The sequence below is a fragment of the Lentzea aerocolonigenes genome (genome assembly GCF_000974445.1).
GTDB lineage: Bacteria > Actinomycetota > Actinomycetes > Mycobacteriales > Pseudonocardiaceae > Lentzea > Lentzea aerocolonigenes.
In genome coordinates this window covers 351,325-365,166 of sequence record NZ_BBOJ01000006.1, presented here as the reverse complement: position 1 = coordinate 365,166, position 13,842 = coordinate 351,325, and the positions used below count along the sequence as shown (strand labels likewise).

At 69.4% G+C, this 13,842-nt stretch carries 1 protein-coding gene (only partly in view); it reads left to right on the top strand.

The features are described 5' to 3' along the window. Positions 1 to 13,842, top strand: the end of a protein-coding gene (locus AOM45_RS14430; protein ID WP_059362449.1) for a non-ribosomal peptide synthetase. The gene continues 17,016 nt to the left of window position 1, outside the view; only the last 13,842 of its 30,858 coding nucleotides appear in the window; its start codon lies beyond the left edge, outside the window; its stop codon occupies positions 13,840 to 13,842.

Sequence of the window (13,842 nt, the reverse complement as noted above, 5' to 3'; positions counted from 1 at the left end):
CTGCTGACCGCACTCGCCCAGGCGCTGGGCGAGTGGGCCGGCAGCGAGCACGTGACCGTGGACTTGGAGAGCCATGGTCGTGAGGGTGCGGATCTGTCGCGGACGGTCGGGTGGTTCACGTCGATCTTCCCGGTGCGGTTGAGCGGTCACGCTGATCCGGGTTCGGCGATCAAGGCGGTGAAGGAGCAGCTGCGGTCGGTGCCGCGCCTCGGGATCGGCTACGGGGTCCTGCAGGTCGAAGCACCGTCCCGGCCGGTGTTGTTCAACTACCTGGGTGCGTTCGACGCGGTCGGCTCGCACGGGCTGATCCGCCGTGAGCTTCCCGCGGAACTGGCGGGGCCGAGCGAGGGTGGCGGCGGGACTCGCTCGCACCTGTTGCAACTCGAGGTGCAGCAGAGTGCTGACGGGCGGTTGTCGATCGAGTGGTTCCACTCCACGAACGTGCACGACAGCGCGACTGTTGAACGGGTTGCGGCGCGGTATGTGGAGGCGTTGCGTGAGTTGGTCGTGCATTGCCGGACGGCTGGTGGGTTCACGCCGTCGGACTTCCCTCTGGCGACGCTGAGCCAGGGTGAGGTTGACGGGCTCGCGGAGCGTTACCCGTTGGTGGACGTGTACCGGTTGGCGCCGGTGCAGTCGGGGATGTTGTTCGGTGTCGTGGGTTCGCCGGTCGACGGGCTCTACTGGGCGCAGGGTGTCTACGACCTGGCCGGCCCGATCGACGTGGACAGGCTGGCGGCGGCGTGGCGTCAGGTGATCACACGGCACGCGTCCCTGCGCAGCGGGTTCGTGTGGGAGGGCGTGACCGAGCCGGTGCAGGTCGTGCTCTCCGATGTCGACGTGCAACTTGAACAGCGGGACTGGTCTCAGCTCGACGACGGTGCCCAGCAGGCTCGGCTGCAGGAGCTGCTGGATTCCGACCGGGCGCTGGGCTTCGATCTGGCGGCGCCGCCGTTGATGCGGTTGTACCTGGTCGACCGCGGAGACGGGCGCAACTGGCTGGTTTGGGCGCTGTACCAGGGTTTGTGCGACGGGTGGAGTCTGCCTGTCGTCATGGACGAGGTGTCGGCCGCCTACCAACGGCATTCCCTGCCGCCCGTGCGTCCGTACCGCGACTTCATCGCGTGGCTTGGTCAGCGCGATCCCGCTGACACCGAAGGTTTTTGGCGCGAGTATCTCGCCGGGTTCGAGGCGCCTACGGCGTTGCCGGTGGATCGGTTGGCGGCGAGCCATTACGACCAGGATCGGCGGCGTACTCAGCTGAGTGAGGACGTCACCGCTGGGTTGGTGGAGTTGGCGCGGCGTGAGCGTGTGACGTTGTCGACGGTGGTGCAGGCGGCGTGGGCGAAGGTCCTGTCGGCGTCGTCGGGTGAGGACGACGTCGTGTTCGGCCTGACGGTGTCGGGTCGGCCGGCTGAGTTGGCCGGCGTGGAGTCGATGGTCGGGTTGTTCATCAACACGCTGCCCGTGCGGGCGGCGGTACCGGTCGAGACGCCGTTCGCCGCGTGGTTGCGTGATCTGCGGGACGATCAGGTTGCGGTACAACGGTTCGAGTACACGCCGTTGGTGGATGTGCAGCGGTGGTCGTCCGTTCCGCACGGTCGGGCGTTGTTCGACAGCATCGTGGTGTTCGGCAACTTCCCGCAGGAGGAGTTGCCGGAAGACCTGGGCGGGGTGCAGGCCGTCGAGTCCGTCGAGCAGGGCAACTACCCGCTCACCTTCGCGGTCGACCTGGAGACCACGCTCAAGATCGAGGCGGAGTTCTCGACCGCCGCGTTCGACGCGATGACGGTCGAGCGGATTCTCGATCAGCTCGTGGTGGTGCTGACCGCGGTCGCCGAGCGACCTGGTCTCGCGGTCGGTGACGTGCCCTTGCAGCGGCCCGAGCAGGCCGCGGAGCTGGTGACGTGGGGGAGGACGCCGGAACCCGCCGCCGAACAGCCTGTTCCCGAACTGGTCGACAGCTGGGCGCACGCCACCCCGGACACCGTGGCGGCGGTGTGCGGCTCGGACAGCCTCACGTTCGCCCAGTTGGGCGCTCGGGCCGACGCGCTGGCGGCACGACTCCAGCAGGCCGGTGTGACGGTGGAGTCGCCGGTGGCGGTGCTGGTGCCGCGCGGGGTCGAGTTGGCGGTGGCGTTCCTGGGTGTGTTGCGCAGCGGTGGCGTGTACGTGCCGATCAACCCCGGCCTGCCCGCCGAGCGTGTGGCGTTCCTGCTGGCCGATGCCGGTGCGGTCGCCGTGGTCACGACGTCGGCTCTGGCGGGTGAGCTGGCCGGGTTCGACGGCGAGGTGGTGGTGCTGGACGACGTCACCGCGACCGGCGCCCGCCCCGCCCGCCCCGTCAGCCGCGAAGCGTTGGCGTACATCGCTTACACGTCGGGCTCGACCGGGCGGCCGAAGGGCGTGGCGGTGACCCATGCCGCGCTGTCGTCCTACGTGGCGGGGTGGCGTGACGGGCTGCGCGCGTTGGGCGGTCCGGGCACCGTGTTGTCGATGTCCGGTCCCGGTTTCGACGTGTCGATCGGTGACATGACTCGGGCTCTGGCGTTCGGGCAACGTGTGGTGTTCTTGCCGCACGACGAGCACGTGACCGTGGAGTCGCTGCACAAGACCTTGGTGGACAACGAGGTCGAGGTCGCGGAGATCGTGCCGGGCATGCTCCTGCGTGACTTGGCGGCGTACTGCCGTACCGCCGGTCCCGTGGAGAGCTTGCGGTTGGTGATCTCGGGTACGGACCTGTGGACGCATGAGGCGTTGACCGCGGCGGTGGCGGAGGTGGCGCCGAATGCGTTGGCGGGCAACGTGTTCGGAGTGACCGAGGCGGCGATCGACTCGATCTTCCACGCCGTCTCCGACGACCACCCCGCGGCGGTGGTGCCGGTCGGTACTCCTTTGGCCGGTGCGCAGGCTTTTGTGGTGGACGGGTCACTGCGTCCGGTGCCGGTGGGTGTGCCGGGTGAGTTGCTGGTCGGCGGTGCCGGGGTGGCCCAGGGATATGTGGGCCGGCCGGACCTGACCGCCGAGCGGTTCGTCCCCGACGTGTTCTCCGGCTCAGGTCGGCGTCTTTATCGCACTGGTGACCGTGCTCGCTGGCGTGCGGACGGGACGATCGAGTTCCTGGGTCGCGTCGACGAGCAGGTCAAGATCCGTGGTTACCGCGTCGAACCCGGTGAGGTCGAGGTCGTTCTCGGCGATCACCCCGACGTGCGCGATGTCGTTGTGGTGGCGCGGGATGGTGGACCACACGGCGGTAAGCGCCTGGTCGCATACGTGGTAGGCGAGTTCAGCGCGAAGGTCGTCCGGTCGTGGCTGCGCGAACGCGTGCCGGACTACCTGGTGCCGTCGGTGTTCGTGGCCATTGATCGGTTGCCGCTCACTCCGAACGGCAAGGTCGATCGACGAGGTCTGCCCGACCCGGAGGCTGAGGTCGGTGAGGCGTACGTCGCGCCGCGCACCGCGGTCGAGGAGGTGCTGGCCGCGGTGTGGGGCGACGTGCTGGGTGCTGAGCGCGTTGGTGTGCACGACAACTTCTTCGAGCTGGGTGGCGATTCGATCCTGAGCCTGCAGATCGTGGCGCGCGTGCGCGCCGCCGGTCTGGGTATCGGGGTGGCGGACGTGTTCGCCCACCAGACGATCGCCGAACTTGCTCTCGCTGCTCCTGACCTCCCTGTGGTGTCGGTGGCGGAGCAGGGTGTGGTGACCGGTCCGGTGCCGTTGACGCCGATTCAGCGGTGGTTCCTGGCGCAGGACTTGCCGAACCGGGATCACTGGAACTGGTCGGGTGTGTTCGAGTTGGCGCCCGGCATCGATCCGGACCGCTTGAGCCTGGCGCTCGATGTTGTGGTGGCGCATCACGATGCGCTGCGGATTCGGTTCGACTTGGACGGGCAGTACAACGCGCCGGTCGAGGGCGGTGGTTTCCTGCGCGTTGTCGAGACGGCGGATGTCGTTGCGGAGATGACGGCGGCGCAGAAGTCGTTGCGGTTGGCTGATGGTCCGCTCCTGGCGGCTGTCTTCTTCGACCGCGGTTCTGAGCCTGCGTGGCTGGGTTTGACCGTGCATCACCTGGTGATGGACGGGGTTTCGTGGAACGTTTTGTTGGAGGACCTCGACGTCGTCTATCACGGCGGGGGGCTCGGCCCGAAGACGACGTCGTTCCAGCAGTGGGCGCGGCAGTTGCAGGATGATGACGCGAGCGGTGAACGTGAGCATTGGGCTGCGGTGACCGCGGATGTGGTCGTACTGCCGGCTGATGGCGATGGCCCGAACACGGATGCATCCGAAGCGATCGTGCAGTCGTGGCTCGACGCCGAGACGACCGCGACCTTGCTCGGCGACGCGCACAGGGCGTACCGGACGCAGGGACATGACCTGCTGCTGACCGCTCTTGCTCGGACGCTCGGAGAGTGGGCGGGCACTGAGCACGTGACCGTGGACTTGGAGAGCCATGGTCGTGAGGGTGCGGATCTGTCGCGGACGGTCGGGTGGTTCACATCGATCTTCCCGGTGCGGTTGAGCGGTCACACTGATCCGGGTTCGGCGATCAAGGCGGTGAAGGAAGAGCTGCGCGCGGTTCCACGTCGTGGTGTGGGCTACGGCGTGTTGCGGTGGTTGCGGGGCGAGTTCGCCGAGGCACCGGATCGGCCGGTGCTGTTCAACTACCTCGGTGCGTACGACGGCGTCGACTCGGGTGGGTTGATCCGTGGTGAGTTGGACAGCGAGCTCGCCGGCCCGAGCGAGGGCGGCGGCGGGACTCGCTCGCACCTGTTGCAACTCGAGGTGCAGCAGACCGCTGACGGGCGGTTGTCGATCGAGTGGTTCCACTCCACGAACGTGCACGACACCGCGACTGTCGAGCGGGTTGCGGCGCGGTATGTGGAGGCGTTGCGGGAGCTGGTCGTGCATTGCCGGACGGCTCGTGGGTTCACGCCGTCGGACTTCCCGTTGGCGTCGTTGACACAGCACGAGATCGACCGGCTCGCGGAGCGCTATCCGCTGGTGGACGTGTATCGGTTGGCGCCGGTGCAGTCGGGCATGTTGTTCGGGGTCGTGGGTTCGCCGGTCGACGGCCTGTATTGGGGCCAGAGCGTCTACGAGCTGGCGGGCCCGGTCGACGTGGAGCGGTTCGCGGCGGCGTGGCGTCAGGTGATCACACGGCACGCGTCCCTGCGCAGCGGATTCGTGTGGGAGGGCGTGACCGAGCCGGTGCAGGTCGTGCTCTCCGATGTCGACGTGCAGCTTGAGCAGCGGGACTGGTCGCAGCTCGACGACGGTGCCCAGCAGGTGCGGCTGCGGGAGCTGCTGGATTCCGACCGGGCGCTGGGCTTCGATCTGGCGTCGCCGCCGTTGATGAGGTTGTTCCTGGTGGATCGCGGCGAGGGCCGGCTTTGGCTGGTGTGGGGGCTGTACCAGGGTTTGTGCGACGGGTGGAGTCTGCCCGTCGTCATGGACGAGGTGACCGCCGCCTATCAGGGCAACGCTCTCGAACCCACGCGCCCCTACCGGGACTTCATCGCGTGGCTGGACGGTCGTGACCCGGCCGAGCCGGAAGGCTTCTGGCGCGAGTATCTCGCCGGGTTCGAGGCGCCTACGGCGTTGCCGGTGGATCGGTTGGCGGCGAGCCACTACGACCAGGATCGGCGGCGTACTCAGCTGAGTGAGGACGTCACCACCGGGTTGGTGGAGTTGGCGCGGCGTGAGCGTGTGACGTTGTCGACGGTGGTGCAGGCGGCGTGGGCGAAGGTCCTGTCGGCGTCGTCGGCTGAGGACGACATCGTGTTCGGCCTGACCGTTTCGGGTCGTCCGGCCGAGTTGGCCGGCGTGGAGTCGATGGTCGGCTTGTTCATCAACACCTTGCCGATCCGTGCCGTGGTGCCCGCGGACGTGCCGTTCACGTCTTGGTTGCACGATCTGCGGGACAATCAGGTTGCGGTACAACGGTTCGAGTACACGCCGTTGGTGGATGTGCAGCGGTGGTCGTCCGTTCCGCACGGTCGGGCGTTGTTCGACAGCATCGTGGTGTTCGGCAACTTCCCGCAGGAGGAGTTGCCGGAAGACCTGGGCGGGGTGCAGGCCGTCGAGTCCGTCGAGCAGGGCAACTACCCGCTCACCTTCGCGGTCGACCTGGAGACCACGCTCAAGATCGAGGCGGAGTTTTCCACGGCCGCGTTCGACGCGGTCACCGTCGAGCGGATCCTCGACCAGCTGACGGTGGTGCTCGCCGCGGTGGCCGAGCGGCCGGACCTGCGGGTCGACGACATCCCGTTGCAGCGCCCGGAACAGGCCGCGCGGATCGTCGAGCGGGGCACCACGGCCTCGCCCGCGGCCGAGCGGCCGGTGCCGGAGCTGATCGACGGGTGGGCGCGGACTTCCGCCGGAGTCGCGGTGATCTGCGGCGATGACCGGCTCTCGTTCGCCGAGCTGGGTGCCCGGGCTGACGCGCTGGCCGTTCGGCTTCGGCGGGCCGGGGTGACGGCAGAGGCGCCGGTGGCGGTGCTGGTGCCGCGCGGGGTGGAGTTGGCGGTGGCGTTCCAGGGTGTGTTGCGCTCCGGTGGCGGCTACGTGCCGATCAATCCTGGGCTTCCTGCGGAACGTGTCGCGTTCCTGCTGGCTGATGCCGGTGTGGTGGCTGCGGTTGCGACGGAGGCCTTGGCCGGCGAGTTGGCCGGGTTCACCGGGGAAGTGTTGCTGCTGGACGACTCCGTGGTCTCCGGTGAGGTGCTCGCCCCGGCCGATCCGAACGCGTTGGCGTACATCGCCTACACCTCCGGCTCAACCGGCCGCCCCAAGGGAGTGGCCGTGACCCACGCCGCCCTGTCGTCCTACGTGGCCGGTTGGCGCGATGGCCTGGCCGCGTTGGGTGGCCCCGGCCCGGTGCTGTCGATGTCGGGTCCCGGTTTCGACGTGTCGATCGGTGACATGACGCGGGCGTTGGCGTTCGGGCAGACCGTGGTGTTCCTGCCGCACGACGAACACGTCTCCGTCGAGTCGCTGCACCGCACCCTGTCCGCGCACGACGTGGCGATCGCCGAGATCGTGCCGGGCATGCTCCTGCGCGACCTGGCGGCGCACTGCCGCACCGCAGGACCGGTGGAGAGTCTGCGCCTGGTGATCTCCGGCACCGACCTGTGGACCCACGATGCCCTCACCACCGCGGTTGCCGAGGTGGCGCCGAACGCGTTGCCGGGCAACGTGTTCGGGGTGACCGAGGCGGCGATCGACTCGATCTTCCACGAGGTCACCGACGACCATCCCGCGGCCGTGGTGCCCATCGGCACACCGCTCGCGGGTGCGCGGGCGTTCGTGGTGGACGGGTCGTTGCGGCCGGTGCCGGTCGGTGTGCCGGGTGAGCTGCTGGTCGGTGGTGCCGGTGTGGCCCAGGGTTACGTGGGTCGGCCGGATCTCACGGCCGAGCGGTTCGTGCCGGACGTGTTCGGCGCGGCCGGCAGCCGCCTGTACCGCACGGGCGACCGCGCGCGGTGGCGGGCGGACGGGACCATCGAGTTCCTGGGCCGGGTGGACGAGCAGGTGAAGATCCGCGGTTACCGGGTCGAGCCGGGTGAGGTCGAGGTGGTCCTCGGTGATCACCCGGATGTGCGTGATGTCGTTGTGGTGGCGCGGGATGGTGGTCCACACGGTGGCAAGAGACTCGTCGCGTACGTAGTCGGCGAGTTCAGTGCGAAGGTGTTGCGGGACTGGTTGCGCGAGCGCGTGCCGGACTACTTGGTGCCGTCGGTGTTCGTTGCGCTGGAACGACTTCCGCTGACGCCGAACGGCAAGGTCGACCGTCGAGGACTGCCCGACCCGGCGCCCGAGACGGCCGTCAAGACGTATGTCGCGCCACGGACCGCTGTCGAGGAGACGCTGGCCGCGGTGTGGAGCGGTGTGCTCGGCGTCGAACGCGTTGGTGTGCACGACAACTTCTTCGAGCTGGGCGGCGACTCGATCCTGAGCCTGCAGATCGTGGCACGGGCCCGCGCGGCCGGCCTCGGCATCGACGTGGCCGATGTGTTCGCCCACCAGACCGTTGCCGAGCTGGCGGGAGCCGTCCGCGACACCCCGCCGGCAACCCTGGCTGAACAGGGTGTGGTGACCGGACCTGTTCCGCTGACGCCGATTCAGCGGTGGTTCCTGGCCCAGGACATCCCGGACCGCGACCACTGGAACTGGTCGGGTGTGTTCGAGCTGGCACCCGGCACCGATCCGGACCGCTTGAGCTTGGCACTCGATGCTGTGGTGGCGCACCACGACGCACTGAGGATCCGGCTCGACGCCAACGGTCAGTACCACGTGCCGATCAAGAGCGGCGGGTTCCTGCGGGTCGCCGAAGGCGCGGACGTCGTCGCGGAGATGACGGCGGCGCAGAAGTCGTTGCGGCTGAACGTTGGTCCGCTTCTGGCGGCCGTCTACTTCGACCGCGGCGATCAGCCAGCGTGGCTGGGCCTCACCGTGCATCACCTGGTGATGGACGGGGTGTCGTGGAACGTGTTGCTGGAGGACCTCGACACCGTCTACCACGGCGGGGAGCTCGGGCCGAAGACGACGTCGTTCCAGCAGTGGGCGCGGCAGCTGCAGCACGACGACGCGAGCGGCGAGCGTGAGCACTGGGTCGCGGCGACCGCGGACGTGGTCGCGCTTCCGGCTGACGGCGACGGGCCGAACACCGACGCGTCCGAGGCGATCGTCCAGGAGTGGCTGGACGCCGAGACGACGGCGGCGCTGCTCGGTGAGGCGCACCAGGCGTATCGGACGAAGGGCAACGATCTGTTGCTGGCGGCGCTGGCCTGGGCGTTGGGGGAGTGGGCGGGCAGCGATCACGTCACGATCGACCTGGAGAGCCACGGCCGTGAGGGTGCGGACCTGTCGCGCACGGTCGGGTGGTTCACGTCGATCTTCCCGGTCCGCCTGACCAGTCGGCGTGACCCGGCGGCGGCCGTCAAGGCGGTGAAGGAAGAACTTCGCGCGGTGCCACGGCGCGGCGTCGGCTACGGCGTGCTGCGGTGGTTGCGGGGAGAGCTGGCAGGCGTGCCGGATCGGCCGGTGCTGTTCAACTACCTGGGTGCGCACGACGGAGCGGACTCGGGCGGGCTGATCCGGCGCGAGCTGAACGCCGACCTGGCGGGGCCCAGCGAGGGAGAAGGCGGGACGCGGTCGCACTTGGTGCAGATCGAGGTGCAGCAGACCGACGACGGCCGGTTGTCGATCGAGTGGTTCCACTCCACCAACGTCCACGACACCGCGACCGTCCAACGGGTGGCGAAACGCTACGTCGAGGCGTTGCGTGAGCTGGTCGTGCACTGCCGGACTGCCGGTGGGTTCACGCCCTCGGACTTCCCGTTGGCGTCGCTCTCGCAGGACGAGGTCGACGGGCTCGCGGAGCGCTATCCGCTGGTGGACGTGTACCGGTTGGCGCCGGTGCAGTCAGGCATGTTGTTCGGCGTCGTGGGTTCGCCGGTCGACGGCCTGTACTGGGGCCAGGGTGTCTACGAACTGGCCGGTCCGATCGACGCCGGACGGTTGGCGGGTGCCTGGCGTCAGGTGATCAACAGGCATCCCGCGTTGCGGAGCGGGTTCGTGTGGGAGGGCGTCAGCGAACCCGTGCAGATCGTGCCGGCCGACGTCGAGATGCCGCTGACGACCCACGACTGGTCGGATCTCGACGAGGCGGCGCAACAGTTGCGGCTCCAGGAGTTGCTCGCGGACGACCGCGCTCTCGGCTTCGACCTCGCCCGGCCGCCCCTGACCCGCGTCCACCTCGTCGATCGCGGCAACGGGCGGAACTGGCTCGTCTGGGGCCTGTACCAGGGTTTGTGCGACGGGTGGAGCCTGCCCGTGGTGATGGACGAGGTGTCGGTCGCCTACCAGGGCCAGCCGCTGCCGCACGCCCGCCCGTACCGCGACTACATCTCGTGGCTCGGCCGGCGCGATCCCGCTGACACCGAGGGATTCTGGCGCATGTACCTCGACGGGTTCGAGGCACCCACGGCGTTGCCGGTGGACCGTCTCGCCGCGAGCCACCACGACCAGGACCGGCGGCGCACGCACCTCGACGAGGACGTCACCACCCGGCTCGTCGAGCTGGCGCGGCGCGAACGCGTCACCTTGTCGACGGTCGTGCAGGCCGCGTGGGCCAAGGTGTTGTCGGCGTCGTCGGGTGAGGACGACGTGGTGTTCGGCCTGACCGTCTCGGGTCGTCCGGCCGACCTGGCCGGGGTGGAGTCGATGGTCGGCTTGTTCATCAACACGCTGCCGGTGAGGGCCGTGATCCCCGGCAGGACGTCGTTCGCCGCGTGGTTGCACGAGCTGCGGGACAACCAGGTCGCGTTGCAACGGTTCGAGTTCACGCCGCTGGTCGACGTGCAGCGGTGGTCGGCGGTGCCGCACGGGCGCGGCCTGTTCGACAGCATCGTCGTGTTCGGCAACTACCCGCAGGAGGAGGCACCCGGCGACGCCGGCGAGGAGTGGGCCGACGCCGTCGAGTCCGTCGAGCAGGGCAACTACCCGCTCACGTTCGCGGTCGACCTCGAAGCCACGCTCAAGATCGAGGCCGAGTTCTCCACGGCGGCGTTCGACGCGACCACGGTCGAACGCGTCCTGGACCAGCTCGTCGTCGTCCTCACCGCCGTCGCGCACGAGCCGGAGCTCGCGGTCGCCGACCTGCCGTTGCAACGGCCTGAACAGGCCGCACGGCTCGTCGAGCAGGGCGAGACGCCGGCGCCCGCGGCCGAACTGCCGGTGCCCGAGCTGATCCACGGCTGGGCGCACACCGACGCGATCGCCGCGAGGTGTGGCGACGAGCGCCTGACGTTCGCCGAGCTCGACGCCCGGTCGGCGGGGTTGGCGGCACGGCTGCGGCACGCCGGGGTGACGGTGGAGTCGCCGGTCGCAGTGCTGGTGCCGCGCGGGATCGACCTCGCGATCGCCTTCCAGGGCGTGCTGCGCAGCGGTGGCGTGTACGTGCCGATCAACCCGGGCCTGCCGGCCGAACGTCTCGCGTTCCTGCTGGCCGACGCCGGCGCGGTCGCCGCGGTCACGACGGTCGAGCTCGCCCGCGAGCTGGCCGGGTTCACCGGCGAAGTGCTCGTGCTCGACGACACGGTCCGCGACGACCTTCCGGTGAGGGTTGACCCGAACTCGTTGGCGTACATCGCTTACACGTCGGGATCGACCGGCAGGCCCAAGGGCGTGGCAGTGACGCACGGCGCGCTGTCCTCGTACGTCGCGGGATGGCGGGCCGGGCTCGCCGACGTGGGTGGTCCCGGCGCGGTGTTGTCGATGTCCGGCCCGGGTTTCGACGTGTCGATCGGCGACATGACCCGTGCGTTGGCGTTCGGCCAGAGTGTGGTGTTCCTGCCGCACGACGAGCACGTGTCCGTGGAGTCGTTGCACAGCGCGCTGTCCGGTGACGGTGTGGCGATCGCCGAGATCGTGCCGGGCATGCTCCTGCGCGACCTGGCGGCGCACTGCCGCACCGCCGGTCCCGTGGAGAGCCTGCGCCTGGTGATCTCCGGCACCGACCTGTGGACCCACGACGCCCTCACCACCGCGGTCGCCGAAGTGGCGCCGAACGCGGTGCCGGGCAACGTGTTCGGCGTGACCGAGGCGGCCATCGACTCGATCCTCCACAAGGTCGCCGACGACCACCCCCAAGCCGTCGTGCCCATCGGCACGCCGCTCGCCGGTGCCCGCGCCGTGATCGTGGACGACGCCATGCGCCCCGCACCCGTCGGTGTTGCGGGCGAGCTGCTCGTCGGTGGTCCTGGCGTGGCACGTGGTTACGTGCACAGGCCTGACCTGACCGCGGAACGGTTCGTGCCGGACGTGTTCGGTGCGTCTGGCGGCCGCTTGTACCGCACGGGCGACCGCGCCCGGTGGCGGGCGGACGGCACGATCGAGTTCCTGGGCCGGGTCGACGAGCAGGTCAAGATCCGCGGCCACCGCGTCGAACCCGGTGAGGTCGAGGTCGTCATCGGCGATCACCCCGACGTGCGCGAGGTCGTCGTGGTGGCGGCGGACGGCGGCCCGCACGGTGGAAAGCGACTCGTCGCGTACGTGGTGGGCGAGTTCAGCGCGAAGGACCTGCGGTCGTGGCTGCGCGAGCGCGTGCCGGACCACCTCGTGCCGTCGGTCTTCGTGGCGCTGGAACGCCTGCCGCTCACGCCGAACGGCAAGGTCGACCGGAGGAACCTGCCGGACCCCGAGCCCGGGACGGCCGAGGTCTTCGAAGCGCCACGAACGTCCGTCGAGGACACGCTGGCGGCCGTGTGGTCGCAGGTGCTGGGCCTCGAACGTGTTGGTGTGCACGACAACTTCTTCGAGCTGGGCGGCGACTCGATCCTGAGCCTGCAGATCGTCGCCAGGGCCAGGGCCGCCGGGCTGGGTGTGGACGTGGCGGACGTGTTCGCCCACCAGACCATCGCCGAGCTCGCTCCCGTCGTGCGCGACACCCCCACGGCCGTGCTGGCCGAACAAGGTGTCGTCACCGGCCCCGTCCCGCTCACGCCGATCCAGCACTGGTTCGTCGAGCAGGACGTCCCCGGCCGCGACCACTGGAACTGGTCGGGCGTGTTCGAGCTGGCGCAGGGCACCGACCCCGCCAGGCTCGCGCGGGCACTCGACGCGGTCGTCGCCCACCACGACGCCCTGCGCATCAGGTTCCGCCAGGACGGCGACACCTGGGTGCAGGACAACGACGGTGAGCGGACGCCGGCCCTGCGCGTCCTCACCGCTCAGGACGACGACGAGGTCGTCGCGCGGATGACCGAGGCGCAGATGTCGTTGCGCCTGGCGGACGGTCCGCTCCTCGCCGCGCTCTACTTCGACCGCGGGACCGCACCGGCCTGGCTGGGACTCACCGCGCACCACCTCGTCATGGACGGCGTGGCGTGGAACGTCCTCCTGGAGGACCTCGACACCGCCTACCGGGCAGGACCGGAGGCGTTGGGGCCGAAGACGACCTCGTTCCGGCAGTGGGCCGAGGTGCTGCACAACGACGACCCCGATGCCGAGCGCGATCACTGGGCCGCGCAGGTCGAACGGGTCACCGCGTTGCCCGTCGACGGCCACGGCGCCAACACGGAGGCGTCGGCCGACACCGTCCGCACCTGGCTCGACGCGAAGTCGACCGAGGTGCTGCTGGGTGAGGCCCACCAGGCCTATCGCACCCAGATCAACGACCTCCTGCTGGCCGCCCTGCTCAGAACCCTGGGCGAGTGGGCCGGCAGCGGGGACGTCACGATCGACCTCGAGAGCCACGGCCGTGAGGCGATCGGCGACGGTGTGGACCTGTCCCGCACCGTCGGGTGGTTCACGTCCATTTTCCCGGTCCGCCTGCGTCACGATCGCCTCGACGACAGCGGCGAGCTGATCAAAGCGGTCAAGGAACAGTTGCGGGCCGTACCGCGCAGGGGCGTCGGATACGGGATTCTCCGCTACCTGGTACGTGACGCACGTTTGGTCGACGCACCCGAACGGCCCGTTTTGTTCAACTATCTGGGTGCCTTCGACGCCGTGGGCGACGACGCGGTCGGGTTGATCCGGCGAGAACTGTCGGCAGATCTGTGCGGTCCGACGGAGAACGAACAGGGGACGAGATCGCACCTGCTGCAGATCGAGGCCGAGCAGACCTCGGACGGACGCCTGCTCGTCGAGTGGTACTTCGGCATCGGAGTGCACCGGCGGACGACGGTCGAACGGCTCGCGACTCGGTACGTCGACGTGCTGCGCGAGCTGGTCGAACACTGCCAGTCGGGAGCCCGCGGGGTGACCCCGTCCGACTTCCCGCTGGCGGGTGTCGACCAGGCCGGCCTCGCCGCCGTGCTCAGGCAGATGGGCGGGTGA